Annotated in this window: 25 protein-coding genes; 19 read left to right on the forward strand and 6 right to left on the reverse strand. The window is 71.0% G+C overall.

Features of this window, described 5'->3' with window-relative positions; translation table 11 throughout:
- Window positions 1-91 precede the first annotated feature (91 nt).
- Complete coding sequence (locus tag ABD296_RS03025; protein WP_344261118.1) at window positions 92-868, forward strand: PaaI family thioesterase; 777 nt, start codon at window positions 92-94, stop codon at window positions 866-868.
- Between the two features lie 31 nt (window positions 869-899).
- On the opposite strand, the gene ABD296_RS03030 is transcribed toward ABD296_RS03025, so the two are convergent.
- Together ABD296_RS03030 and ABD296_RS03035 are read right to left on the reverse strand one after the other, a co-directional pair.
- On the reverse strand, window positions 900-1610 hold the full coding sequence (locus ABD296_RS03030; RefSeq protein ID WP_344261121.1) for a TetR/AcrR family transcriptional regulator: 711 nt from the start codon (window positions 1608-1610) through the stop codon (window positions 900-902).
- 129 nt (window positions 1611-1739) lie between these two features.
- On the reverse strand, window positions 1740-2804 hold the full coding sequence (locus tag ABD296_RS03035; protein ID WP_344261124.1) for an aminoglycoside phosphotransferase family protein: 1065 nt from the start codon (window positions 2802-2804) through the stop codon (window positions 1740-1742).
- 279 nt (window positions 2805-3083) lie between these two features.
- Between ABD296_RS03035 and ABD296_RS03040 the strand changes: the two genes are divergently transcribed.
- Genes ABD296_RS03040 through ABD296_RS03050 form a run of 3 tightly spaced genes read left to right on the forward strand, consistent with a single transcriptional unit; the run spans window position 3084 to window position 5658 of the window.
- The gene (locus ABD296_RS03040; RefSeq protein ID WP_344261128.1) at window positions 3084-3944 is read left to right on the forward strand and encodes an SDR family NAD(P)-dependent oxidoreductase; all 861 of its coding nucleotides are present in this window, start codon (window positions 3084-3086) and stop codon (window positions 3942-3944) included.
- A complete protein-coding gene (locus tag ABD296_RS03045) occupies window positions 3941-4714 on the forward strand; it encodes a PaaI family thioesterase (RefSeq protein WP_344261131.1) in 774 nt (257 codons plus the stop codon). Before ABD296_RS03040 ends, ABD296_RS03045 begins: the two co-directional genes overlap by 4 nt.
- On the forward strand, window positions 4711-5658 hold the full coding sequence (locus tag ABD296_RS03050) for an LLM class flavin-dependent oxidoreductase (RefSeq protein ID WP_344261134.1): 948 nt from the start codon (window positions 4711-4713) through the stop codon (window positions 5656-5658). Before ABD296_RS03045 ends, ABD296_RS03050 begins: the two co-directional genes overlap by 4 nt.
- Before the next feature lie 42 nt (window positions 5659-5700).
- Here the strand turns inward: ABD296_RS03050 and ABD296_RS03055 are convergent, their stop codons facing one another.
- Window positions 5701-6594, reverse strand: a complete 894-nt coding sequence (locus ABD296_RS03055) for a helix-turn-helix domain-containing protein (protein WP_344261137.1) — start codon at window positions 6592-6594, stop codon at window positions 5701-5703.
- A gap of 374 nt (window positions 6595-6968) precedes the next feature.
- Between ABD296_RS03055 and ABD296_RS03060 the strand changes: the two genes are divergently transcribed.
- The 12 genes from ABD296_RS03060 to ABD296_RS03115 all read left to right on the forward strand — a co-directional run bounded on the left by ABD296_RS03060 (window position 6969) and on the right by ABD296_RS03115 (window position 19370).
- The gene (locus ABD296_RS03060; RefSeq protein ID WP_344261140.1) at window positions 6969-8177 is read left to right on the forward strand and encodes a CaiB/BaiF CoA transferase family protein; all 1209 of its coding nucleotides are present in this window, start codon (window positions 6969-6971) and stop codon (window positions 8175-8177) included.
- 2 nt (window positions 8178-8179) lie between these two features.
- A complete protein-coding gene (locus tag ABD296_RS03065) occupies window positions 8180-8632 on the forward strand; it encodes a Zn-ribbon domain-containing OB-fold protein (RefSeq protein WP_344261407.1) in 453 nt (150 codons plus the stop codon).
- On the forward strand, window positions 8629-9831 hold the full coding sequence (locus ABD296_RS03070; RefSeq protein WP_344261143.1) for a thiolase family protein: 1203 nt from the start codon (window positions 8629-8631) through the stop codon (window positions 9829-9831). Before ABD296_RS03065 ends, ABD296_RS03070 begins: the two co-directional genes overlap by 4 nt.
- Before the next feature lie 28 nt (window positions 9832-9859).
- On the forward strand, window positions 9860-11326 hold the full coding sequence (locus tag ABD296_RS03075; RefSeq protein WP_344261146.1) for an aldehyde dehydrogenase family protein: 1467 nt from the start codon (window positions 9860-9862) through the stop codon (window positions 11324-11326).
- 91 nt (window positions 11327-11417) lie between these two features.
- Window positions 11418-12635 carry an amidohydrolase family protein gene (locus ABD296_RS03080; RefSeq protein WP_344261149.1) on the forward strand — a complete coding sequence of 406 codons (1218 nt, stop codon included), beginning with the start codon at window positions 11418-11420 and terminating at the stop codon, window positions 12633-12635.
- Between the two features lie 2 nt (window positions 12636-12637).
- The gene (locus ABD296_RS03085; RefSeq protein WP_344261152.1) at window positions 12638-12844 is read left to right on the forward strand and encodes a ferredoxin; all 207 of its coding nucleotides are present in this window, start codon (window positions 12638-12640) and stop codon (window positions 12842-12844) included.
- Window positions 12845-12849: 5 nt separating this feature from the next.
- Window positions 12850-13632: an SDR family NAD(P)-dependent oxidoreductase gene (locus tag ABD296_RS03090; protein WP_344261154.1), complete on the forward strand. Its 783-nt coding sequence runs from the start codon at window positions 12850-12852 to the stop codon at window positions 13630-13632.
- Window positions 13633-13636: 4 nt separating this feature from the next.
- Entirely contained in the window at window positions 13637-14881 is a 1245-nt protein-coding gene (locus tag ABD296_RS03095; protein WP_344261156.1) for a cytochrome P450, read from the forward strand.
- Window positions 14882-14891: 10 nt separating this feature from the next.
- Window positions 14892-15332: a nitroreductase family deazaflavin-dependent oxidoreductase gene (locus ABD296_RS03100; protein ID WP_344261158.1), complete on the forward strand. Its 441-nt coding sequence runs from the start codon at window positions 14892-14894 to the stop codon at window positions 15330-15332.
- A 168-nt stretch (window positions 15333-15500) separates the two neighbouring features.
- A complete protein-coding gene (locus ABD296_RS03105; protein ID WP_344261160.1) occupies window positions 15501-16631 on the forward strand; it encodes an acyl-CoA dehydrogenase family protein in 1131 nt (376 codons plus the stop codon).
- Window positions 16632-16650: 19 nt separating this feature from the next.
- Window positions 16651-17883, forward strand: a complete 1233-nt coding sequence (locus tag ABD296_RS03110) for an acyl-CoA dehydrogenase family protein (protein ID WP_344261162.1) — start codon at window positions 16651-16653, stop codon at window positions 17881-17883.
- Complete coding sequence (locus tag ABD296_RS03115) at window positions 17880-19370, forward strand: class I adenylate-forming enzyme family protein (RefSeq protein WP_344261164.1); 1491 nt, start codon at window positions 17880-17882, stop codon at window positions 19368-19370. The genes ABD296_RS03110 and ABD296_RS03115 overlap by 4 nt, the downstream gene beginning before the upstream one ends.
- Before the next feature lie 39 nt (window positions 19371-19409).
- Here ABD296_RS03115 and ABD296_RS03120 read toward each other — a convergent pair whose 3' ends face one another.
- Window positions 19410-20270, reverse strand: coding sequence for an LLM class F420-dependent oxidoreductase (locus ABD296_RS03120; protein WP_344261166.1), 861 nt, complete (start codon window positions 20268-20270; stop codon window positions 19410-19412).
- Between the two features lie 458 nt (window positions 20271-20728).
- Here ABD296_RS03120 and ABD296_RS03125 point away from each other — a divergent pair, with 458 nt between their 5' ends.
- Window positions 20729-22366 (forward strand): MFS transporter, encoded by a 1638-nt coding sequence (locus ABD296_RS03125; protein WP_344261168.1) that lies wholly within the window; start codon window positions 20729-20731, stop codon window positions 22364-22366.
- Window positions 22367-22490: 124 nt separating this feature from the next.
- Here the strand turns inward: ABD296_RS03125 and ABD296_RS03130 are convergent, their stop codons facing one another.
- Window positions 22491-23342, reverse strand: a complete 852-nt coding sequence (locus ABD296_RS03130; RefSeq protein ID WP_344261170.1) for a helix-turn-helix transcriptional regulator — start codon at window positions 23340-23342, stop codon at window positions 22491-22493.
- A gap of 85 nt (window positions 23343-23427) precedes the next feature.
- Here ABD296_RS03130 and ABD296_RS03135 point away from each other — a divergent pair, with 85 nt between their 5' ends.
- Complete coding sequence (locus ABD296_RS03135) at window positions 23428-24219, forward strand: SDR family NAD(P)-dependent oxidoreductase (RefSeq protein ID WP_344261172.1); 792 nt, start codon at window positions 23428-23430, stop codon at window positions 24217-24219.
- Between the two features lie 34 nt (window positions 24220-24253).
- Here ABD296_RS03135 and ABD296_RS03140 read toward each other — a convergent pair whose 3' ends face one another.
- A complete protein-coding gene (locus ABD296_RS03140; protein WP_344261174.1) occupies window positions 24254-24376 on the reverse strand; it encodes a hypothetical protein in 123 nt (40 codons plus the stop codon).
- A gap of 55 nt (window positions 24377-24431) precedes the next feature.
- On the opposite strand from ABD296_RS03140, the gene ABD296_RS03145 reads away from it, so the two are divergent.
- Window positions 24432-24614 carry a hypothetical protein gene (locus ABD296_RS03145; RefSeq protein ID WP_344261176.1) on the forward strand — a complete coding sequence of 61 codons (183 nt, stop codon included), beginning with the start codon at window positions 24432-24434 and terminating at the stop codon, window positions 24612-24614.
- The last annotated feature ends 14 nt before the right edge of the window (window positions 24615-24628 follow it).

A 24628-nucleotide genomic window follows, 5' to 3' on the forward strand; every position in this document is an offset into this window, starting at 1 on the left:
CAGTGAATCCATAGTATTGCAAATATCAAACTATGTGGGGAGGAGCCCGACGGCCAGGAGCGGTCCTGTGAGCACGCAAGGAGACACCTGAGTGAACCCCAGCCTCGCCCCGGCGGAGGAGACCCCGCGGCACCTCCTCAACGAACTCGGCTTCTCGACCAGGCGGGTCGGTGAGGAACTGCACGGCGCCGCTTCGATCACCCCGGAGATGCACGTGCCGGGGGCCGCCCGCCTGCGGACGTCCATCCTCGCGACCTGGGCGGACATGCTGGCCGGCCTGCTCGCGACCCGGGTCATCGCCCCGCGCGTGCCGGTGACGCTCGAACTCGACGTGCACCTGTACCGGCCGGCCCCCGCGGCCGGAGACCTCCTGGGGGTCGCGAGGACGGTCAAGGCCGGCCGCTCGACCTTCGTCGCGGACGTCGAGTTCACCGTGGACGGCGAACCGCTGGCCATCGCGAACGGCCTGTTCATGACGGCACCGGACCCCGGCCTGCGGCTGCCGCCGACGCACAGCCTCGACATGCCCGCGACGGGCGAGGAGCTGGCCGTGCCGTTCGCCGAGCGCGCCGGCTGCGAACGCCGCGGCGCGGGAACGGCCGTCCTTCCCCGCAGCGAGGACGGCCTGAACGCCGCCGGCTCCGTCAACGGCGGGCTCATCGCTCTGGCCGCCGAGGAGGCGGTGCTGTCCCTGGCGCCCGGCGGCACGCTCCGCTCGCTCAGCCTGATCTACCTCCAGGCCGCGCGGGTCGGGCCCGTGGTCGCGACCGCGCGGCTGCGCGGCGGGATCGCCCGAGCGGAGTTGCGCGACTCCGGCAACGGCGGCCGCCTCACGGGCGTGGTGACCGCCGGCACCTTCGATGTCTGACGGAGGCGCTCCGGCCGCCGGACCCGCTCGCTCAGCCGGCCGGCGCGGCGCGGCCCGCGACGCCGGGACGTATGCCGACCGCGTTGATCCAGATGCGGGTGAGCTGGTCGGTCGCGGTGGCGAGGTCGAAGCCGAAGGCGTTGTCGGTGTTGAAGAGGTAGTCGGCGAAGGAGGCGACCATGCCGCCGAGCGCCTGGGCGGCGTAGACGGCGTCGACCTCCGGGTCGGCGACCTCGGCCTCCTGCAGCTGGCGGATGCGGCGCTCGATGGCCCGGGCGAAGGCCTCCTGGCGCTGGAGACGGGTCGCGCGGACCTCGGCGTCGATGGTCGACACCTGCTGGATCACCCGCATGAGCTTGGCGTTCGCGCGGTAGGCGGCCAGATAGTGCTCGTTCGCCGTGCGGATGCGCTCGATCGGGTCCGCGTCGTCGGGGGCCGGGCCGAGCGTGAGCAGGTCGACCTCGACCGAGTCGGCGACCTCCTTGAAGATCTCTTCCTTCGACACGAAATAGGTATAGAAGGAGCCGTGGGAGACCCCGGCGGCATCGCAGATGTCGGCGATGCGCGCGTGGAGGAAGCCGTCGCGCTCGAAGATCTTCTTGGCGGACTCGAGCAGCTGCGCCCGCGTCTGGCGCCCGCGGACGGTGCGCCCGGTGCCGCGGCGCTTCTCCCGTCCCTCGCCTCCGCGCCGCCCCTGGCTGGCATTGGACATCGCGGCACGGCGGTTACTGGTCGCGGTCATTCGTGAACCTTTCGGTGGCAGGTGACGTGGTGGGCTCCCGAGCGCGCCTCGTTCCCCGGTCGCCAGTGCGGCCTCCGAGGGCTCACAATAACCGAACTCGATGTCGAGGTTGATCGCGCCTGTCCTGCGTCAACCGGTCACTGCCGCGAACGCGTCGTGATCGGCGGCCGCGGTACCGAGCCGGTGCTGGAGGACCCGGGTGATGGTCGGGTCGACCTTCTGGGTGATGCCCCACAGATAGAAGCCGTGAATGATGCCGCGGCGGACGCCGAGCCGAGCCTCGTCCCAGGCCGGGGCCTCGACTCCGCCGGCGCGCAGGCCGTCCAGATAGTGGCGCAGCAGGTCGTCCTCTGTCCGCCGGCGGTCCTCGACCGTCAGCGCGGAGGCGATGTGGTACCCCACGTCCAGGTACCAGGGACCGCGCTGCACCAGCTGCCAGTCCACGAACGACGGCCGCCCGTCACTGTCGAGATAGAGGTTGCCGACGTGGGAGTCGCCGTGGACGACCGACCACGGCGTCGCGGCGGATGACAGGGAAACCAGCGCCCGGTACGCCTTGACCAGCAGCTCCGGGTCGCGGACCTCCGCCGGTACACCCGCTCCGATGTCGCTCTCGAAGTTGGCCCGGATCTCTTTGACGCCGCGTTGCGCGAGGCAGGCCTCCAGACGAGGCGTCAGCCAGTCCGCGGCGCGGACCGCCGGGTCGCCCCACGTCGAGGCGTGGAGCTTGGCGAGTTCCCCGAGGCTCTCGGCGGCCAGTGCGGGCGTGTACTCGCTCGTGCCGTCGAGGAACGTGGCGCCTCGCGCGACGGTGTCCTCGGTGATGACCACGCCGTGCCGGGTCCCGGGATCGATGGCCGCGTACACGCTGCGCAGCGTGCGAACGCCCGTGGGCCCCGCCAGATCGCGGTAGAAGGCGACCTCGAACGTTCCCGTCTCGCGGGCCGACCAGCCGACCTCCGAGAAGTACCCCTTGGCGCACAGGTCCGGCGACAGGCCTCCGGGCACGCCGCCCTCGCACTCGATGTGGAAGCGGGCGTTGGTCGATATCCGGCTGACGACGGGCCCGGGCGTCACCCTGGTGACGCGAATGCCCGGGTAACGGGCACCGAGCGCCTGTGTGAGCCATTCCGGGGACAGGACGTCGTCGAGGTCGGCTGGGGCCGGCTGCTGGGGGTGGTTCAGCGTCTGCATGTGCGCTCCTCGCGCGTTGCCACGCACCGGGGTGGGCGGACCGAGGGTCGCCCACCTGGACGGACGGGGACGTCGACAATATCGACGTCGACTTCGATGTTACTGTAGCGTGACATCCCCGACCGGCATACAGCGTGATCCGAGTCCTCTCTCGGACGTTACCTCAATGTCGACATCGACATCGAGGTTTGTTACCGTCCGGGCATCGAGGCCGAGATCATGGGCGGCGGCCTGTCGCGGCTCATCCCGGTCTGACCGCGCCGAGGCGAGGGAGTGAGCGTGGGCTGGTTCGAGGAACGAGGCGGGCTCGGCGGCACCGTCGCGCTGATCACCGGCGGGGCGGGCGGGCTGGGGGAGGGCATCGTCGCGGACCTGGCCGCCAACGGTGTCCGCACGGCCGTGATCGACATCGACGGTGAAGCCGTGGAGCGGCTGCGGACGGCATGCGACGAGCGGGGGCAGGAGGCGATCGTCCACCAGGGCGACGCGCGCGACACCGACGCCCTGGCGGCGCTGTTCACCGCCGTGGACCAGCGCTGGGGCCGGCTCGACACGCTCGTCAACGTGGTCGGAGGAACGTTCCGGGCGCCCTTCACGGAAACGACTCCCAATGGCTGGAACGCGATCATCCGGACCAACCTTCTCCACGTCCTGGACGCCTGCTCCATGGCCGTTCCGCGGATGCGGGCCGGCGGCCGGGGCGGGAGCATCATCAACGTCACGACCATCGAGGCGCACCGGGCCGCGCCCGGCTACGCCGTCTACACCGCCGCCAAGGCCGCGGTGGAGCAGTTCGCCCGCACGCTCGCCGTCGAGGTCGCGCCGGACGGCATACGGGTGAACAACATCGCGCCCGACTACGCGCCCACGCCCAACCTCCTGAAGGTCGGCGGGGAGAAGGCCGGCGGCGAGACCGCGTTCGGGCCTGCCGGGACGCGGATCGCCATCCCTATGGGCCGGACCGGTCAGATCAGCGACATCTCGGGCTGCGCGGTGTTCCTCGCCTCTGGGCTCTCGTCCTACGTCACCGGGACCACGCTCCACCCCGACGGCGGCACCTTCGCGTCGTCCGGCTGGTTCAACTGGCCGGGCACGGGATGGGCCAACCACGCCCCGGCGGATGTGCTGGAGCGGCTTTGAACGTCGGCGCCGGCCAGGAGGCTTCGCGGCACGTCCTCAGCGAACTCGGTTTCGAGACCAGGGGCGTCGGCGAGGATCTGCACGGTAGTGCCGCGATAACCCCGGAGATGCATGTGCCGGACGTCGGGTGGCTGCGGACGTCCATCCTCGCCGTCTGGGCGGACACGCTGATCGGCCTGCTGGCGGCCCGGGTCACCGCGCCTCGTGTGCCGGTGACGCTGGAGCTCGATGTGCAGCTGTACCGCCCGGCGCCCGCGGCGGGGATCGTCCGGGGAATCGCGAGAACGCGCAAGGCGGGCCGCTCGGTCTTCGTCGCCGGGGTCGAATTCACCTCGGACGGGGGCGAGCCGCTGGCGATCGCGAACGGCTCCTTCATGCTGGCGCCGGATCCGGAGCTGAAGCTGCCGCCCACGCTCAGCATCGACCTTCCGGCGCAGAGCCGGCGCTTGGACAGGCCCTTCGCCGAGCGCGTCGGATGTGTGCGCCGCGGTCCGGGCGTGGCCGTCCTCCCGCGTTCCGAGGACGGCCTCAACGCCTCCCGCACGGTCAACGGCGGGCTGATCGCCCTGGCCGCGGAGGAGGCGGCGTTGTCGCTGGCCCCCGGCGCGACCCTGTGCTCGCTCGGCCTGCGCTACCTCCAGCCCGCACGCACCGGACCCGTGGTCGCCGATGCCCGTGCGCGCGATGGCCTGGGACAGGTGGAATTGCGAGACCACGGCAACGGAGACCGCCTCGTCGCTTTGGCGACGACCAGGACCTTCGGCACATGAGGAACGTGACCGCGCCTAGCACGGGTGTGAAGGTCGGGTTCGTCGTCGGCAGTGACCCCACACGGGCGGCCCGGCTCGAACAGCAGCCGATCGACTCGCTGTGGACCGGCGGCCACATCGCGTCGCGCAACCCCTCGACCGAAGCGATGATGACGCTGGCGCGCCTGTCCGCGGTGACCGAGCGGGTGCGCCTCGGCACCGCGGTCCTGCTGCTGCCGCTCTACCAACCGGCGATCATCGCGAAGCAGGTCGCGGATCTCGACCGGGCCGCCGGAGGCCGCCTGGTCCTCGGGGTCGGCGCCGGTGGCGAGTACCCGCAGGAGTTCCGCGCCTGCCAGGTTCCGCTGCACGAGCGCGGCCGGCGGCTGGACGAGGCCGTCCCGCTGCTGCGGCGGCTGTGGACGGCGGAGGAGATCACGCACGGCGGTCCTCTCTACCCGATGGAGAACGTGCGGATCCACCCCGGGCCTGCCCAGCCGAACGGACCGCCCATCGTCATCGGAGGACGCAAGATCCCGGCGATGCGCCGGGCGGCACTGATCGGCGACGGGTGGATGCCCTACCTCTATTCACCCGACCGCTATGCCGCGTCGGTGAGGACGATCCGGGCCTTCGCCGCCGAAGCCGGACGCGAGCTCGGTGACTTCGAGTGGTACGCGTTCGTCTTCGTCAACGTCGGTAAGGACGGTGCCGCTGCCCGCCGCGCGGCGGCTCGCGCCCTCGGCGGTGCCTACGACCGGGACCTCAGCGCCATGATCGACCGTGTCGCCGCGGCGGGCACGCCGGCGGAGGTGACCCGGAGGTTGCGGGACTTCGTGTCCGCCGGCGTACGGCACCTCGTTCTCATGCCGGCGGCCGATCCCGAGGGCGCCGACAGCATCGTCCGCAGCCTGCTCGAGGACGTCCTGCCCGCCGTGCGCGCCGAACCCCTCTCGAACGGATAGGGCGGCCACGCGCCGCATCCGTCCCGTCGGACACCCGCCGTGTCAGGCGCCGTTGCCATTGCCGGCGGCCTTGCTGGCGCGCCGGGCCGCATCGGCCACCTGCCGCCCGAGGGCGTTCACCTCCCGGCCGGCGAGCCCGTGCTGGGGCCCGAGCAGCATGAGGGAGGCCGCGGCGCGGCCGGTCGCGTCGAAGACGGGCGCGGAGATCTGCGACAACCGCACGGCCGCGGCGTCGTCGATCTCGTCGGCGAAGTACTCGGTGTGCTGCATGAGGCCGACCAGTTCGTCCCGCTGGCGCAGGGCGGCCTCGGCGTCCGGCGTGGTGAGCAGGGTTTCGAAGTCGGGCCCGTGGTCCCCGGTGCGGTCGCCGATCAGCGAGATGACATAGCCGCGGCGCCGGATGGTGTCGAGGGCCTTGCGCCATTGGTCGCGCTGGGTGTCCTCGAGGTTCTCGTCGGCACGCCCCAGCCACACCCGCGCCTCGGCGTCGTCCCACGCCACGAACACGGCACCGAAAGGAGGGACGAGCGGCATGGACTGCCCCCGGCGCGGGCGCGATCCGAGTGGCGGGCCCCAGTCGAACACGGCCATCACCCGGGTCTCGTCCGCCACGGGTGCGGAGACCGCGACACAGGCGTTCAGCTTCCGCGCGAGTTCCTCCGCCTCGACGCTCGCCGCGCTGAGGACCGGGTTCGCCTCCCGCGCCGCGTCGCCGAGCGCGACGCAGAATCCGCCCAGCTGGTAGCGGAGTTCAGGCTCGCGGCGCACGACCAGACCCTGCTCGGCGAGAGCCTGCAGGACGGAATCGCATGTGGCGCGCGGAATGCCCGCGATGCGGGCGAGCTCGGAGACCGAGTACGCCTCGGACGGCCGCCGGGCCATGTGCCAGAGGAGCTGGCCGGCCCTGAGGACGGCTGGAGACGGATTGACCGGCATTTTTTCTCTTTCCGACGTCGACATCCTCTAGCAAAGCGAGGGGGCGATTGCTATCATTTAATCATAGGTGCTCAAATACTAGCATACCCACCCCACTTCCACCCCGAAATTCTGGACCACCCGTAACGGACCGCGGGGGTCGCGCCGCCGGAGCAGCCGCGCACGGAGGCCGGGCGATCCGCCTCGCCGGCGAGCCGGCAAGACCCCGTGCGGCCACCGATCAACGGACCTGTGCCGTTTCCCTGCTCCGGATCGTCCGGAGTCGCCCTTGCCGGTTCTCGCCCACGGCTGATCCGCCGTCGCCGCCGTGATTCCGGCTCCCCATGGCGAGGACTTCGCCGCCCTGCCGCATGCAACGGAAAGGAAGGTCTCTGGTGGACGAAGGAGCGTTCGAAGGCCTGCGCGTCGTCGAATTGGCGCAGTGGGTGTTCGTTCCCGTCGCAGGCGCGCTGCTGGCCGACTGGGGAGCGGACGTCATCCGGATCGAGCGCATCGAGGGCGACCCCTATCGAGGTCTCGCCACTCAGGGCATCGGAACCGACAGCGGCGGAATCAACCTCTCGATGGCGCTCGCCAACCGCGGCAAGCGGTCGGTCGCGCTCGATCTGCGGCAGGAGGAAGGACGGGCCGTCCTCGACCGGCTCCTGGAGACGGCGGACGTGTTCCTCACCAATTTCCGGCCGGGAGCGCTGACACGTCTGGGACTCGATGCCGAGACGCTGACCGAGCGCTTTCCCCGGCTCGTGTACGCGCGGGGCAACGGGTACGGGTCGCGGGGCCCCGACGCAGACCTCCCAGGGTACGACTCGTCGGCGTTCTGGGCGCGCGGCGGCATGGCGCACGTCCTGACACCCCCCGACCGCGAGGACCCGATCGGTCAGCGCGGAGCGATGGGCGACCGCAACGGCGCCATGGCTCTGGCGTTCGGCATTTCCGCGGCGCTTCTCCGCCGCGAGCGGATCGGTAAGGGATCGGTGGTGGACGTTTCGCTGCTGGCAACGGCGATGTGGACGCTGTCGTCCGACCTGCTGTCCGCGCTGCAGGGCCAGAGGCCGCGAGCCGCCGCGGGGAAGGAGGCCTCTCCCAATCCCTTGGTCGGCACCTACATGACGAAGGACGGGCGGCACATCCAGCTCGTCTTCCTCCAGGGAGACCGCTACTGGGCCGAGTTCTGCCGCCTGGTCGGCCGTGAGGAACTGATCGACGATCCGCGCTTCGCCGATCTCGCCGCCCGAAGAGAGAACCGCAAAGCATGCGTCGCGGAGCTTGAGGCGGAGTTCGGCAGGCGGACCTTCGAGGAGTGGAAGGACCTGCTCGCCGGGATCGACGCGCCGTGGGCTCCCGTCCAGGCCGTGGAGGAACTGCTGGACGACCCGCAGGTGCTGGCGAACGGCTACATCGGCCAGGTGGCCGACGGCGAGGTGACGTACTCGCTGCCGACGGTCCCCGTGCAGTTCGACGAGCGGCCGCCGGACCTGCGCCGCGCGCCCGAGCACGGCGAGCACACCGAGACGGTGCTCCTGGAGCTGGGACGCACCTGGGAGGACATCGCCGCGCTGAAGGACGCCGGAGCCATCCCGTGACGATGACGAACCAGGCCACAGGACGCCCGGTCCCGGTACCGGACGAGAGCTCCAGCCCCTATTGGGCGGCGGCGGCGCGCCATGTCCTCGCCCTCGCCCGCTGTTCCCGATGCGAGTCGCTGACGATCCCGCCCGGCCAGACGTGCCCCCATTGCGGCAGCACCGATCCGGAGTTCGCCTTCGTGCCGGTCAGCGGCCACGGCGTCGTCAGGTCGTGGACGATCGTCCGCCAGTCCTTCCTGCCGGGCTTCGAGGCGGACCTTCCGTTCATGCTGGTCGACATCGAGCTGGCCGAACAGCCGGGGCTGCGGGTGATCGGCCGGCTCCTCGACGGCCCCGAAGCGCCCGTGCGCGTCGGGGCGCCCGTGGACGTTGCGTTCGAGGACGTCGCTCCCGGGGTCGCCGTGCCCGCCTTCGAACTCGGCGCCGCGCGCGATGCGGAGGCGGACGAGTGAGCGGAAGGTTCGCGGCGAGCAACAAGGTCGCCCTCGTCGGCCACGCCCAGAGCCCGGTGCAGAGACATGCCGAGCGGCCGTTGGGCGCCCTGGCCGTCGACACGGCCCGCCAGGCGATCGCCGACGCCGGGCTGGACCTGAAGGACGTGGACGGCATCGTCGCCGCGTCGCTGTTCCCGACGGCCGGCTCGCATGCCGTGCAGGACGGGGTCAGCACGGTGACGGCCGGCTGGATGGCCGAACATCTGGGAGCCGACCCGCGATATGTCGCCGGTTTCCAAGGGATCGGCCAGGTCTCGGGTGCCATGGCCCTGGCGGTCAACACCGTGGCGAGCGGTGCCGCCGATTACGTGCTCTTCTACCGGGCTCTGCACAACCCCCGGGGCAGCTACCACGGCAACTCCATGCAGAGCATCGAAGGCCCGCAGCAATGGACCGCGCCGGCGGGCTACTTTGGACCGCTGGCAATGATCGCACTGCCGTACAACGAGTACCTCCAGCGCTACGGAGCCACCCGGGAATCGATGGCGGCCGTGCTGGTGGAGGCGCGCAAGAACGGCGCCCGTATCCCGTGGTCGTACTGGCACGGAAAGCCGCTGACCTCTGAGGAGTATCTGGCGGCGCCCACGCTCGTCGACCCGGTCTGCCGTTACGACTGCGACATTCCCGTCGACGGTGTCGCGGCCTTCGTGCTCACGTCCGCCGAGCGTGCCCGCGATCTGCCGCACAAGCCGGTGTACGTCAGCGGCTACGCGCACAGTGCCCCGGCCCCACGGCGCCTGCCGTTGCACTGGCCGCTCGACGACATCATCGACGGCGGCGCCGAGACCGCCCGCCGGCTGTGGGAGCACGCCGGAGTGGGCCCGGACGAGGTGGACCTGCCGCAGCTCTACGACGGCTTCTCGCCGTTCATCTGGTTCTGGCTCGAGGTCCTCGGGTTCTGCCCCACGGGGGAGGCCCACCGGTTCGTCCAGGACGGGCGGATCGACAGCGACAACCCCGGCGGCCTGCCCGTTCTCTCGGGCGGCGGGGCGCTGGGCAACGGCCGTATGCACGGCATCCCGCAGATGCTCGAGTGCTACCTCCAGCTCGCCGGCCGCGCCGGCGAGCGGCAGCGGCCGAAGGCGACCGTCGGCGTCGCCTGCCAGTCCTCGCCGCACTATGGCGGCGCCGTCGTCTACAGCGCCGAACCCTTCTGACCGTCAGTGTGAAAGAGAGGACCAGTCCGTGGCAGCCATTCCTCATTGGTGCTCGTACGTGGCCGGCAAATGGGTCGACGGCGACGACACCTTCACCGTGGAGAACCCGGCGGACGAGTCGCCCGTGGGGGACGTGTCCGCCCTGCCCGCCGGCGAGGTCGAGCGGGCGATCACCGAAGCGCGCCGCAGTTTCGACAGCGGGGTCTGGGCGGACATGCCGGCCTGGGAGCGGGCCGACATGCTGCACACGTTCCTCGACCACATCGAGGACACCCGGGAGGCGCTCGTCTCCACGATCGTCGCCGAGGCGGGGCAGCCGGTCTTCTTCGCGGAGGGGACGCAGTTCGGCGCCTCTCTGATGCTCGCGCGGAACACGATCGACCTCTACCTGTCGATGCGGCATGAGGAGTCCAACCCGGTACCCGTCGACGAACTCGTCCGGAGCGGGGCGACGCTGAGCATCCGCCGCCACGAGCCGGTCGGCGTGGTGGCGGCCATCACGCCGTACAACGCGGCCCTCATCATGGGCGTGCAGAAGATCATTCCGGCGCTGATGGCGGGCAACTCGGTGGTCCTGCGGCCCAGCCCGCTGACGCCGATCTCCTCGCTGATGTTCGGCGCCGCGGCCGAGGTGGCCGGGCTGCCGCAGGGCGTCCTGAGCGTGGTGGTGGAGCCGGGCGCCGCCGGCGCGGAGCTGCTCACCAGCCATCCCGCCGTGGACATGGTGTCCTTCACCGGCTCCACCGCGGTCGGGCGCAGCATCCTCGCCCAGGCCGCGCCGACGGTGAAGCGGGTGGCCCTGGAGCTCGGCGGGAAGTCGGCGCAGATCTACCTGCCCGACGCCGTCGAGAGGGCCGCCGCCGGGGCCATGGCGGTCGTGGCCGCGACGGCGGGCCAGGCGTGCGTCGCCGCGACGCGCATGCTCGTGCCGCAGGACCGCAAGCAGGAGGTCGTCGAGGCGGTGTCGCGGGCCTATGCGGAGATCAAGGTGGGTCCTCCCACCGACCGCACCGCTCTCATGGGGCCGGTCATCAGCGCCGCGCAACGCGAACGCTGCGAGCGGTACGTCGCTCTGGCGGAGGAGAACGGCGGCCGGGTGGCGTTCGGGGGCAAGCGCCCCGCCGGCCTGGACCGCGGCTACTTCTTCGAGCCGACGGTCCTCGATCTGCCCGACAACGCCAACCCGGCCGCGCGGGAGGAGATCTTCGGGCCGGTCATCGGCGTCATCGGGTACCGCGACGTCGACGACGCCGTGCGCATGGCCAACGACAGCGACTACGGCCTGTCCGGCCAGGTCTACGGCGCCGACGTCGCCGCGGCCACGGCCGTGGCCCGCCGCCTGCGGACCGGCGCCGTCAACGTCAACGCGTCGGTCTTCAGCGCCTATGCGCCGAGCGGCGGCTACAAGCAGAGCGGGCTCGGCCGCGAGCGCGGACCCGACGGCATCCGCGCCTTCCAGGAAGTGAAGCACCTGGCCATCGGCGGCCTCCGCTGAGACCGCCGCGAGCGCGCATCCGCAACACCCCGACGACTTCGCAGGAAGTGCCGCGGACCCTGCCGGGTTCGCAGACGAGAAAGGGACGGAAATGGCCTCCAACCTCAACCTGGACTGGCTGATCTCGGTCGACGACCACGTGCTGGAGCCGCCCCACGTGTGGGTCGACCGCGTCGCGAGCAAGGACCGCGACCGCGCTCCGCACATGGAGACCGACGACAACGGAATGGACTACTGGGTCTACGACGGCAAGCGGATGCCGAGCTCCGGCCTCAGCGCCGTGGTGGGCAAGTCGAAGGAGGAGTTCAGCCCCGACCCGGTGCCCTACAGCGAGATGGCGCCGGGTTGCTACGACTCCAAGGCCCGCCTCAAGGACCTGGACCGGGCGGGCGTCCTGGCCTCGCTGTGCTTCCCGTCCGTCACCCGGTTCTGCGGTCAGCTGTTCTACGAGGCCAGTGACCGCGAGTTCGCGTTCACGTGCCTGCAGGCCTACAACGACTGGATGATCGAGGAGTGGTGCGGGAGCGCGCCCGGCCGCTACATCCCGCTCATCCTCATCCCGCTGTGGGACCCGAACCTGGCCGCCAGGGAGATGGAGCGCTGCGCCGGCAAGGGCGCCACGACGTTCGCGTTCTCCGAGAACCCCGAGCCGCTCGGGCTGCCGACCATCCACGACAAGGACGGCTACTGGGAGCCGGTCATGGCGGCGGCCAACGACCTGGAGATGGTCGTGTCGATGCACGTCGGGTCGTCCTCGCAGCTGCCGCAGATCTGCTCGAACGCGCCGTTCATGGCCAACCTCACCTGGGGCGCGACCCGCACCTCCGGGACGATGCTGTCGTTCCTGTTCAGCGGGCTGTTCCAGCGGTACCCGAAGCTGAAGATCGCGCTCTCGGAAGGCGAGGCGGGCTGGATGCCCTACTTCCTGGAGCGGGCCGAGCAGGTGCTGGACAAGCAGCGCGCGTGGGTCAAGCGCGGCACGACCTTCATGGACCACGCCGGCAGCGGCGACACCGTCGACCTCGACAACCTGGACCTGCGGGCCGACTTCCGCGACCACGTCTTCGGCTGCGTCATCGAGGACGAGCACGCCATCGCCAGCATCGGCCTCGGCGCGATCCCCGAGGACAACATCATGTGCGAGACCGACTACCCCCACTCCGACACCACCTGGCCGAACAGCATCGAGGTCGCGCGGAGGACCATGCGGGGCCTGCCGGAGGAGACGCAGTACAAGATCCTGCGCGGCAACGCCGAGCGGCTCTACCGGTTCACCCCCGCCGAGCCCCCCGTCAGGGCGGAGGCCTGAGGATGGGGGCCCGCGTCGCCGTGGACCGCGAATTGTGCCTCGGCAGCGGGATGTGCCTGGTGTACGCGCCGGGCACCTTCGCCCACGACGACCAGGCCAAGGCGATCGTCCGCGACCCCGCGGGCGACCCGGCCGACGTGGTCGAGACCGCCGTCGAGGCGTGCCCGACGGGCGCCCTGAGGTTGCTGCCGGATGAGGACGGAGCGTGAAGCGGATGTTGCTTGACGGAAAGAGCGCGGTGGTCACCGGTGCGGGATCGGGCGTCGGCCGCGCCTCGGCCCTGCGCTTCGCCGAGGAGGGTGCCCGCCTGGTCTGCGCCGACATCAGCCTCGAACGGGTCGAGGAGACGGCGAAGCTGATCGCGGAGGCGGGCGGGACGGCCGTGGCGGTCAGGGCCGACGTCTCCGTGGAGGACGACGTCGTCGCGATGCTCGGCGCCGCGGTGGAGAACTTCGGCCGGTTGGACGTCCTGTTCAACAACGTCGGCATCCCCACGCCGCGGCTCGGCGCCCGGCTGGAGGACCACACGGTGGAGGACTTCGAGCGGCTGACCTCGGTCAACCTGCGCGGGGTCTTCCTCGGATGCAAGCACGCCGTCCTCCGGTTCAAGGAGCAGGCGGACGGCGGCGTCATCCTCAACACGGGCTCCGTGGCGGGTCTCGTCGGCTGGGGCGGCTCGGTGTACGGCGCCACCAAGGGCGCCGTGCACCAGCTGACCCGTGCGGTCGCGATCGAGGGCGCGCCGTTCGGCATCCGGGTGAACGCGATCTGCCCGGCGGGGATGCCGTACACCAACTTCATGGCGGCGGGAGGCCTCCGCAACGGCGACGCCGCCGCGCAGGAGGAGGCGGCCCGGCAGGTCGGTGCCTCGCATCCGCTGGGCCGCCCGATCACCGCCGAGGACTGCGCCGAGGCCGCCGTCTACCTGGTCTCGGACCGGGCGGCCAACATCACGGGCGTCCTCCTCCCGGTCGACGGCGGATACGTGGCGAGGTGACGGGATGACCGAGAGCGAGGTCCTGGACCGCGAGCGGATCCGGGCGCTGTTCGACCTGCGCAGCAGCTACAACGCCCGCGCGGGCGGCGACTTCACCGCCGACCCGTACCCGGTGTGGCGGAAGCTGCGGGAGAGCGGTCCGGTGCACGAGGGCACCGTCCATGAGCTGACGGGCTACCCGGGTTCGGCCTTCTTCCAGGGGCTGCCGGAGCCCGACCGGCCGCACTACTCGGCCTTCAGCCATGCGGCCCTGGATCAGGCCTACCGCAACCCGGAGGTGTTCGCCTCCTCGCCGGCGGCCGTCGATCCCACCGGCGGCACCGACGTGACCAACAGCATGCTGTCGATGGGCGGCGACCAGCACCGGCGCTACCGCGCGCTGGTGCAGCCCTCCTTCGTGCCCGCCAGGGCACGCTGGTGGATCACCAACTGGATCGAGCAGACGGTCCACTCGCTGATCGACGGGTTCGCCGGTGAGGGCCGCGCCGAGCTGAACGTCGACTTCTGCGCGGCCATCCCGGTGCTGACGATCACCGGCAGCTTCGGCATACCGGTCGAGCAGGCGCTCGACATGCGCGAGGCGCTGGGCCGTCCGCTGGAGATCGTCGAGATGCTGCGGCCGGTCGTCGCCGCCCGCCGCGAGGTGCCCCAGGACGACCTGATCAGCGTGCTGGTCGAGGCCGAGCTCAAGGACGAGGACGGCGGCACGCACAGGCTGAGCGACGCGGAGATCTACTCTTTCGCGCTGCTGCTGTTGCTGGCGGGATCGGGCACGACGTGGAAGCAGATGGGCATCACCCTCACCGCCCTGCTCCAGCGCCCCGAACTGCTGCGGCAGATCAGGGACGACCGGTCGAAGCTGCGTCCGGCGATCGAGGAGGCGCTGCGCTGGATGCCGACCGACCCGATGTTCTCGCGGTACGTGACCCGCGACGTCGAACTGGAGGGCACGCGCCTCCCCGAGGGCTCGGTCCTGCACCTGTGCCTGGGCGCGGCGAACCGGGACCCGGCCCGATGGGACCGGCCGGACGAGTTCGACATCACCCGGCCGATGAGGGCGTCGTTCGCGTTCGGCGGCGGGGCGCACATCTGCCTCGGCATGCACGTGGCCCGAGCCGAGATCAGCACCGGGATCGGGGCCCTGCTCGACCGGCTCCCGGACCTCCGGCTGGATCCGGAGGCCGAGGCGCCCCATTACATCGGCATGTACGAACGCGGTGTCACCGAAATCCCCGTGGTCTTCGGATAGAGAGGCGCTGATGAGCGACAAGGAACCCGGCTACAAGGCGCCCGACATCGCACTTGTCGGGGCCGAGCACGTCCGCCGTTACCGGGAGACCGATGGCGAGGTCGGTTATCTGTGGAACGGTGTGCCGACGCTTCTGCTGACAACGACGGGCCGTAAGAGCGGTCAGCCCCGGACGTCCGCCCTCATCTTCGGGCGCGACGCCGAGGACTACCTCGTCATCGCGTCCAAGGGCGGTTCTCCGGAGCATCCGGAGTGGTACCGGAATCTGGAGGCCGACCCGAAGGCCGAGATCCAGGTGCGGGCGGAGCGCATCCAGGTGGCGGCACGTACGGCGTCCGCGGACGAACGGCCCCGGCTGTGGGGGATCATGGCCGGTCAGTGGCCCAATTACGACGTCTACCAGACGCGCACCGACCGCCATATTCCCGTGGTGGTGCTCACTCCGGTATGACAGTGGAAGGCCGTATGCCTTCCGGCATCTGACGCGGCGGCGCGGTCGGCGACGACCGCGCCGTTCGCGGTCCCCTGACCGCGAGAAGGGCCAGGCCGACGAAACCGACGATCGATGGCCGGCGCCTTTCCCTCTCCGGGCGGGCAGTCTTTCGGAAAGGATCGTGTCATGGAGTTCGAGCTCTCCTCGGATCAGAAACTGTTCCTGGCGACGGCCAGGGACTTTCTGGACAAGGAATATCCGCTCGACCGCATCCGCCGCACCGGTGAGGAGATGGTCGGGTTCGACCGGGACTGGTGGGCGCGGGCCGCGGAGCTGGGCTGGACGGCGCTGCTCGTCCCGGAGGAGTTGGGCGGCGGCAGCATTTCCGGGAACGGAGTGCGCGACCTGGCGCTGCTCGCCGAGGAACTGGGCACGGGGCTCGCTCCGGGAGCCCTGCTTCCGACCAACGTGGTGCTCGCCGGCCTTGTGGCGGCGCACGGCACCGGGCCCGACCACACTGCGAAGATCGAGGCCGTCGTGACGGGCGAGAGCATCGCCTCGTGGGCGGTGTACGAGCCGGAAGGGCAGTGGGATCCGCTCGCTCCGGCGGTGACCGCATCGCCGCTCGATGGCGGCGGCTTCCGGCTGGACGGGACCAAGGACCGCGTCGAGGCGGCGGGGCAGGCGGATCTGCTGCTGGTGACCGCCGCCACGCCCGACGGCACGGCGCAGTTCCTCGTCCCGGCGGCAGCTGACGGGGTGACTGTCGAACCGCAGTGGAGCCTCGATCTGGCCCGCAAGTTCGGCGCGGTGCGGTTCGACGGTGTGGAGGTCGCGGAATCCGCGCTGGTCGGGCGGCCCGGAGATGTCCGGGCGGTGGATCGGCAGCTCCAGGTGGCGCTGGTCGTCCAGTGCGCGGAGGTCTGCGGGGGACTGGTCCGCATGTTCGACGCGACGCTGCGGTGGGCCTTCGACCGGTACGCCTTCGGCCGGCCGATCGCCTCCTACCAGGCGCTGAAACACCGCTTCGCGGACATGCGGACGTGGATCGAGGCGTGCCAGGCCACCACGTCCGCGGCCGCCGCGGCTGTGCAGGAGGAGGCCGCCGAAGCGGCGAAGCTGGTCAGCGTCGCCAAGGCCTTCGTCGGGGACCGGTCGCTGACCATCCTCCAGGACTGCGTCCAGATCCACGGCGGGATCGGGGTCACCTGGGAGCACGACCTGCATCTGTTCCTGCGCCGCGCGACGGCGGACCACTCGCTGTACGGCACCCCCGACGAGCACCGCCGGCGCGTTGCCGGCCTTGCCGGGCTCTGACGTCGGAAAGGCGGAACCCATGACCGACACCACCGAGAGCATCGAGTCGTTCCGCGCCCGCGCGCGCGCCTGGCTCGCGGACAACATGCCGCGTCTGGACACGGACGCGGCGCGGCTGAGCGGGGACGACCCCGCCCACTGGGACCGTGCCCGTGAACTGCAGCAGAAGCTCCACGCCGGAGGCTTCGCGGGAATCTGCTTCCCCGAGGAGTACGGCGGCCTCGGTCTTCCGCACCCGTACCAGCAGGCCTTCAGCGAGGAGGCCGAGGGCTACGAGATGCCGATCGTGCTGAACATCCCGTCGTTCAGCATCTGCTGCGCGACGCTGCTGGACGTCGGCAGCGAGGACCAGAAGCGCGAGCACATCGGGGCGGCGATCCGGGGCGAGGAGGTGCTGTGCCAGTTCCTCTCCGAGCCGAGCGGCGGTTCGGACCTCGCCGGCTTGATCACCCGGGCCGAGCGGGACGGGGAGAACTGGGTGATCAACGGTGCCAAGATCTGGAGCACCTTCGCCTACGGCGCCGACTACGGCCTCTGCCTCGCGCGCACTGATCCCGAGAAGCCGAAGCACGACGGGCTGACGATGTTCCTCATGCCGACGCGGGCGCCGGGGCTGACGATGAACCGCATCCGGATGTCGGACGGCACGGACGAGTTCTGCGAGGAGTTCTTCGACAACGTCGTCCTCGGGCCGGAGCACGTCGTCGGCCGCGTCAACGACGGCTGGACGGTGGCGTCCCGGCAGCTCTACCACGAGCGCACCGCCGTCGGGGGCGGCTCGATCCACACCAGCGGCTACGGCCAGCCGCCGACCAGGCCGCGCCCCGACATCATCGACATGATCCGGCGGACCGGCCGCGCCGCCGACCCGGATGTGCGGCGGACGGTCGGCGAGGCGATCGTGATGTCGACCGTCCACGAGCAGCTGGTCGAGCGCGTCTCCGCGGGGATCGAGGGAGGACACCTTCCTCCGACGGCGGCGTCGGTGCCGCGGCTGTTCCACGCGGAGGAGAGCGAGGCGCACACCGACGCCCTGGTCCGGGCCGCCGGCGCGTCGGCGGCCGTGGCCTCCGAGGGGAACGCCTTCCAGGACGTCGGGCTCCACTACCTCTGCCGTCAGGCCGGGAGCCTCGGCGGCGGCAGCTCGGAGATGGCGCGGAACCTCATCAGCGAGCGGCTGCTGGGGATGCCGCGGGAGCAGGCCGCGGACCGCGGGATGCCGTTCAACCAGATCAAGCGGGGCTCGCGGTGAACCTCGCGATCATCCTGGACATGGTCGCCGACGGTTCCGACGGTCGGGTCCTGATCGGCGACCGGGCGGAAGGCATGACCGCCGCGGCGCTCCGGGAGAGGGCGTCCGCCGGAGCGGCGCGCATCGCCTCGGCGGGCGCCGACCGGCTGCTGTACCTGGGGCCGAACGGCCCCGCCTTCCCCGTCGCGCTGTTCGCCGCCACGCTGGCGGGGGTGCCGTTCCTGCCGCTCAACTACCGCTACGGCGACCGCCAGCTCGCCGACGTGCTGGATCGGCAGGACGACCCGCTCGTGGTGACCGACGACCCGCAGCGGGTCCAGGACGCCGCGACCATCAGCGTGGAGGACTTCCTCTCCCTGCCGCTCACGGAGGCGGCTCCGCTGACCGCGGGGGAGATCGACGCCGAGTCGGTGGCGGTGCTGCTGATGACGAGCGGTACGACCGCCGCGCCGAAGAGCGCGGTGCTCCGCCACGCCAACCTGGCCGCCTACATCTTCGGGTCGGTCGAGTACGGAACCGCGGGGGAGGACGACGCCACGCTGGTGTGCGTGCCGCCGTACCACGTCGCGGCGGTCGCCAACGCGCTGTCGAACCTCTACTGCGGACGCCGGATCGTTTACCTCGACAGGTTCACGCCCGAAGCGTGGCTCGACCTGGCCGAGCGAGAGCGGGTCACGCACGCCATGGTGGTGCCGACGATGCTGGTGCGGATCATCGCCGAACTGGAGGCCCGGGGCGGCCCGGGGCCGTCCTGCCTGCGGTCGCTCTCCTACGGCGGTGCGAAGGTCCCCGGTGAAGTGGTCGAGAAGGCGTTGCGGCTCTTCCCCGAGACCGGCTTCGTCAACGCCTACGGCCTGACGGAGACAGCCTCGTCCATCGCCGTCCTCGGGCCGGAGGACCACCGCGAGGCGGCGTCGAGCGCCGATCCTGGCGTCCGCGCCCGGCTCGGGTCGGTCGGGAGACCGCTGCCCAGCGTGGAGATCGAGATCCACGACGAGGACGGCCGCCCGGTCGCCCCGCACGTCGTCGGGGACATCGTCGTGCGCGGCGGTCAGGTCGCCGGGGAGTACCTGGAGGCCGGCCGGACGGTGCGCGCCGACGGATGGTTCCCGACCCGTGACCGCGGCTACCTCGACGAGGCCGGCTACCTGTTCGTGCGCGGGCGCGCGGACGACACGATCATCCGCGGTGGGGAGAACATCGCCCCCGCCGAGATCGAGGACGTGGTCAACGCCCATCCCGCCGTGCTCGACTGCGTGGTGGCCGGAATCCCGGACGCCGAGTGGGGCCATCGCATCGGCGCGTTCGTCATCGCCCGCCCGGGACGGACCCTGAACGAGACCGAGCTGCGCGCCTGGGTCCGCGAACGGCTTCGCGGCTCCAAGACGCCCGATCAGGTGATCGCGGTCGACGAGTTCCCGACCTCGCCCACGGGCAAGATCCTCCGCCGGGAACTGGTCGCGCGGGTCGAGAGCGCGACCGTGTGACGGCTGTGAGGGCCCGCCGGCCGGCGGGCCCTCCTGCGCCTAGGACAGGGCCTGCAAGGGGGTGAGCACCTCGTCGGCGAAGCGCCGCATCCCGTCGAACGCCTCCCGCGAACTGGCCCACGGCGTCACGATCAGGCGGGTGACCCCGGCCTCGATGTGGCGCTCGACGTCCTCCCGGCTTGAGACGACGCCCGCGGCGGGAAGGGTGACCTCGATCGGGGCCCGCCTTCCGGCCTGGTCGGCCAGCTCCCGCAAGCGGGCCAGAGAGCGGGGCAGCTCCTCCAGGGAATGGTTCATCGGCATCCATCCCGCGCCGACGGTGGCCGCGCGGCGCAGCGCTGCCGCCCCGTCGCCGCCGATGTGCAGGTCGGGGCCGCCCTCCTGCACGGGCTTGGGCTCGAACGCGACCGGCTCGAAGTCGAAGAACTCACCGTGGTGCTCCACGACCTTCTCGCTCCACAGGCGCCGGCACACGGTGATCGCCTCGTCCACCCGTGCCCCGCGCCGGTCGAAGTCCAGCCCCACGGCCTCCCATTCCGCGCGCAGCCAGCTGGCGCCGATGCCGAGCGCCAGTCGTCCCCCCGACAGCACGTCCACGGTCGTCGCTCCGCGCGCCGTCACGAACGGATGCCGCAGCCCGATGTTGTACACGCAGGTACCGAGGCGGATCCGCGTCGTCCTCGCGGCCAGATGGCCGAGCACCCCGAAGACGTCGAACGCCGGGATGTCCGACGGGATGGGCGGATGGTCGGCACCGTGGTGGGGGCTTCCAGCGGCGCTGAGCGGGACGACGAGGTGCTCGGGGATCCACAGGGACTCGAATCCCAGCCGATCGGCCTCCTCGGCGACCTCCGCCCACCATCGCGGGTTGACGGAGCCGAGATGCAGACCGATGTCCATTGAGGCCTCCAGGGCGGTTGCGGGCTCGTGCCCGGTCGGTGGTTCGTCTCGGACGGGGGCGGCCCCTGGCAGGCGAATGTGTGCTCAGACGCCTCTGGTCGACGCTCAAGTGGTGGTCCGCTGGGTCTTGACGTGGATTCGTCGGCCCAGCAATATCGAAGTCGATATCGAAGTTACCATATGACCGCGGGGATCCGGAGACGGGGACACCGGGCGTCCCGGCATCCGGACCGCGCATGACGACCAGGGAACCGAGGTTCTCGAAGCCGCGGCGGACACCGCCGCGTTTCCCGGCCGCAACGTCGATCTCGTTGTGGCGCTCTCCAACGTGACTGCTCCCGAGCGCTCGGGCGAACGGCCGCACCGGTAACCGGTACGGGCCGGACCCGACGCTGCCCACCCCCGGAAGGCCGCCGCATTCCCGCGGCGGTCATCTCCCGCAGGAGCGGAGGAAGTTCATGACAGAAGAAATCGCCGCCTCGGAAACGGGCCGCGAACCCGGCCCGCCCTCGGCGGCCGAGGAGGACGCCGGCCGGCTCACCGGTGCCTCGCGGCTGCGCCTGGTCGCCGTTCTCGCCCTGCTCGTCCTGCTGACCGAGATCGTGCCGCTCCAGTCGCTCATGGTCTCCGCGGTCATGCCGAAGATCGGCCAGTCGTTCCCGAACTCCGGTCACAACATCGCCTGGATCCTCACCATCCAGGGCGTCGTCAGCGGCGCCACCATCGCCATCATCGGCAAGACCGCCGACATGTACGGCAAGAAGGTCCTGCTGCTGGCGTGCGCCGTGCTGTTCGTCGCCGGTTCGCTGCTGTGCGCGCTGACGTCCAGCTGGCCCCTCTTCCTGGCCGGACGCGGCATCGAGGCGGTGTCGTGGGGGATGGTCGCGGTGAACTACGGCCTCCTGCGCGACATCATGCCCCGCAAGTGGGTCCCCATCGCCGTGGCCGTCATCGGCAGCGGGGTCGGCGGGGCCGCGATCATCGGTCCGCCCGTGGTCGGCGCGATGACCGACCACTTCAGCTGGCGGTCGGTCTTCTGGTTCCTCACCATCTACACCGCCGTGCTGGCCGTGCTCGTCGCCTTCCTCGTCCCCGAGTCACCGCTGCGCGCACGGCAGCGCTTCGACGTCGTGGGCGCGGTGCTGTTCGGGGTCGGCATCGGCGTGACGCTCATCTATCTCAGCGAGGGGAGCAGCTGGGGCTGGAGCGACGCCGGCTCCCTGGCCTACCTGGCCGCGGGCCTGGTGATCCTCGCCGCCTTCTTCGCGTGGGAGCGCAGGGCCGCCGCGCCGATGCTGGACCTGAGCGTCCTCCGCATGCCCGCCGTATCGATCATCTACGCCGTGGCCTTCCTCCTCGCCTCGGTGCAGGCGCAGATCTCCATCCTGGTCCCGTACATGTTCCAGACGCCGAAGGAGAGCGACCTCAAGCAGCAGATCGTGGAGGGAGCGGCCGCCAAGAGCCACACCCCGGTGCCCGTCATCTCCGAAATGATGAGCTTCCGAGGCGACATCAGCTACGGGGCGGGCTACTCGGTCCTCGACATGGCCGTCCACATCACGATCTGGACCGCCGTGTTCTCGATGGTGTTCGGCATGGTGTGCGGCTGGCTCTGCCGGCGGATCGGCGCCCGGATCCCGCTGATCATCGGTGTCGTCTCGACCGGCGCGGCCTGCGCGCTGTGGATCAACTGGCACTCCACCTGGCAGCTGCAGGTCGCCATCGGTGTCCTGTTCGGCTTGGGAACCGGATTCCACCTGGCCTCCTTCCCGAACATCCTCATCGACTCCGTCTCCGCCAGGCAGACGGGCATCGTCACGGCGATGGCCTCGGTCTTCGGCTCGGTCGGCATCGCCGTCTCCAGCGCCCTGCTGTCCTCCATCCTGGCGGCCCACCCCTTCCAGACGGTCACCACGGTGCCCGGGCGCGGCACGGTCGTCTCCGACGTCCCGCAGGTCTTCACCGATCCCGGCTTCAGCCTGGCGTACCTGCTGCTCGGCGTGGTCCCGTGCGTCGTGGCCGTCTTCATCGCCTTCCCGCTGCGCGCCGGACGCGCACCCGCGCGAGGCGGCGAGGTGGTCGCCCGACCTGCCTGACCGCCGTCCCGGTAGGCCGCTACAACAACGGCCTACCGGGACGCCGGCGGGGAATCTCGCTCATCGCGGGTCGCATCTCCGACCTGAATCGCGGCCTCTTGACCAGGGGACGCGGAAGTGAGGCTCAATGGCTGACGTCCATGCGCTGCGTGCCGATGACCGACAGCAGCCGTAGCGCCTCCTCGGAGGGCGAGCCCGGGACCGCGGTGTAGATCACGACCTGCTGGTCGCGGTCGGTGATGTCGAGGACGTCGCAGTTGACGGTGACCGGGCCGACCAGCGGGTGCTGGAACGTCTTGCAAAGGGTGGGCTCGGCGGACACGTCGTGGGAATTCCATAGGCGGGTGAAGTCTTCGCTTCCGGCGAGCAGTTCGGCCACCAGCTCGGCCACTTCCGGTTCGTCGGGGTAGCGCGCGGCGGCGGCGCGCAGGCGCTGCGTCGCGGTGCGGGCGAACGCGTCCGCGTCCGACACTCCATACAGCCGGTGCCCATTTGCGTGCGGCCCGAGAAAGACGCGGCGGACGAGATTGCGGTCGCGCCGCGGCAGGGCGGAGAAGTCCTCCATGAGGGCCGCCGCCAGATCGTTCCAGGCGAGTATCTCGAAGGTCGCGGACGTCACGGTCGCCGCGGCCTGCGGCAGCCGGTGCAGCAGGTCGAGGATGCTCTGCCGTACTTCGCGCGAGGGCCTGGCCGTCGGGAGCGGCGGGGTGCCGGCGAGGTGGTGGAGATGGTCGCGCTCGGCGTCCGACAGGCGCAGGGCCCGCGCGAGTCCGGCCAGCACCTCGTGCGACGGGTGCGGCGCCCGGGCCTGCTCCAGCCGCGTGTAGTACTCGGTCGAGATGTACGCCAGCTGCGCCACCTCCTCGCGGCGCAGTCCCGGGGTGCGGCGGCGCCGGCCGGCGGGCATCCCGACGTCGGCCGGGGTGATCCGCTCGCGCCTGCTGCGCAGGAAGTCGGCCAGTTCTCGTCGATCCACACTCCCAGTGTGGCCCGCGCGCCGAGCCCATCCAGGCACTGGCGGTACCTGAATAGCCCACATGTACGAGTGCAGGCTTGCTGCCATGGAGAACACACCCATCACCAGCACATCCGCCCTGGGCCTGCTGGCCGGCAAGGTCGCCTTCGTCACCGGTGCCGGACGCGGCATCGGAGCCGCCGCGGCCCGGCTGTTCGCCCGCGAGGGCGCCCGCGTGCTTCTCGCGGCCCGGACGGAGGCCCAGCTGAAGACGGTGACCGAGGAGATCCGGGCGGCGGGCGGCACCGCGGAGTACGCGGTGTGCGACCTGGCCGATGCGACCAGCGTGCGCGCCGCCGTGGACCGCACCGTGAGCCTGTACGGCCGGCTCGACATCGCCTTCAACAACGGCGCGGCGATTCAGCGGCCCGGCCCGATGGACCAGATGTCCGAGGCCGACTTCGACTCCATCTACGACGTGAACCTCAAGGGCGTCTGGCTGGCCATGGTCGCCGAGATCGCCGCCATCCGAACCACCGCCGGGACGGGCGCCATCGTCAACAACTCCTCCGTCGGCAGCCTGATGGCCAACCCCGAGCTGCCCGCCTACGGCGCGACGAAGCGGGCGGTCAACAGCCTCACCGAGTCGGCCGCCGTCACCTACGGCCCGGAAGGGATCCGTGTCAACGCGATCGCCCCCGGCAACACGGCGACCGAGATGATCAGCACCTGGGAGAAGGAATCACCCGGCCTCCGGGAGCGGCTCACCGCGCACACCCCGCTGCGCCGCGCGGCCGATCCGCTGGAGATCGCGCAGGCCGCCGCCTGGCTGCTCAGCGACCGCTCCTCCTACGTGACCGGCACGGTCCTGCGGGTCGACGGCGGCGCCCGGGCCTGAGCCGACCGACCTCGGCGCTACCGGACGCCGCGCGTCAGAGCGCCGGTGCGGTAGCGCGTACGAAGTCGGTCAGCGATTGCTCACCATGCCACTGGTACTGCAGCGCCACGTAGTCGAACGGGTTGTCGGTGAGGGCCGCCTGACGGGTGATCTCCACGCGCAGGTCTGTCCGCGACCGAGGTCAGGTCGAGCGGCTGGTCGGGGTCTCCCCAGTGGGACAGGGTGCCCTGCTCCCAGTCGATGAGCCGCTCACCGACAGCGGGCGGGGGCTCCGGCTGTCGCTGCAGGGCCTCAGCACCTGGTTCGAACGCCACGGTTCCGGAATCGTCGCGGCGCAGGAGGCTTACGACCGCCGGCAGGACGGAGACGCCCAAGCGGACGAACTGATCTCCTAGCTTTTGGGTGGTGG

It is taken from the genome of Actinomadura napierensis (genome assembly GCF_039529375.1).
GTDB classification, from domain to species: Bacteria; Actinomycetota; Actinomycetes; order Streptosporangiales; family Streptosporangiaceae; genus Spirillospora; species Spirillospora napierensis.

Coding starts and splice junctions, on each gene's coding strand:
- ABD296_RS03080 (WP_344261149.1), top strand. CDS start 11,418: ATGGCCTCCAACCTCAACCTGGACTGGCTGATCTCGGTCGACGACCAC.
- ABD296_RS03125 (WP_344261168.1), top strand. CDS start 20,729: ATGACAGAAGAAATCGCCGCCTCGGAAACGGGCCGCGAACCCGGCCCG.
- ABD296_RS03135 (WP_344261172.1), top strand. CDS start 23,428: ATGGAGAACACACCCATCACCAGCACATCCGCCCTGGGCCTGCTGGCC.
- ABD296_RS03110 (WP_344261162.1), top strand. CDS start 16,651: ATGACCGACACCACCGAGAGCATCGAGTCGTTCCGCGCCCGCGCGCGC.
- ABD296_RS03085 (WP_344261152.1), top strand. CDS start 12,638: ATGGGGGCCCGCGTCGCCGTGGACCGCGAATTGTGCCTCGGCAGCGGG.
- ABD296_RS03120 (WP_344261166.1), bottom strand. CDS start 20,270: ATGGACATCGGTCTGCATCTCGGCTCCGTCAACCCGCGATGGTGGGCG.
- ABD296_RS03090 (WP_344261154.1), top strand. CDS start 12,850: ATGTTGCTTGACGGAAAGAGCGCGGTGGTCACCGGTGCGGGATCGGGC.
- ABD296_RS03030 (WP_344261121.1), bottom strand. CDS start 1,610: ATGACCGCGACCAGTAACCGCCGTGCCGCGATGTCCAATGCCAGCCAG.
- ABD296_RS03055 (WP_344261137.1), bottom strand. CDS start 6,594: ATGCCGGTCAATCCGTCTCCAGCCGTCCTCAGGGCCGGCCAGCTCCTC.
- ABD296_RS03105 (WP_344261160.1), top strand. CDS start 15,501: ATGGAGTTCGAGCTCTCCTCGGATCAGAAACTGTTCCTGGCGACGGCC.
- ABD296_RS03100 (WP_344261158.1), top strand. CDS start 14,892: ATGAGCGACAAGGAACCCGGCTACAAGGCGCCCGACATCGCACTTGTC.
- ABD296_RS03035 (WP_344261124.1), bottom strand. CDS start 2,804: ATGCAGACGCTGAACCACCCCCAGCAGCCGGCCCCAGCCGACCTCGAC.
- ABD296_RS03095 (WP_344261156.1), top strand. CDS start 13,637: ATGACCGAGAGCGAGGTCCTGGACCGCGAGCGGATCCGGGCGCTGTTC.
- ABD296_RS03065 (WP_344261407.1), top strand. CDS start 8,180: ATGACGAACCAGGCCACAGGACGCCCGGTCCCGGTACCGGACGAGAGC.
- ABD296_RS03050 (WP_344261134.1), top strand. CDS start 4,711: ATGAGGAACGTGACCGCGCCTAGCACGGGTGTGAAGGTCGGGTTCGTC.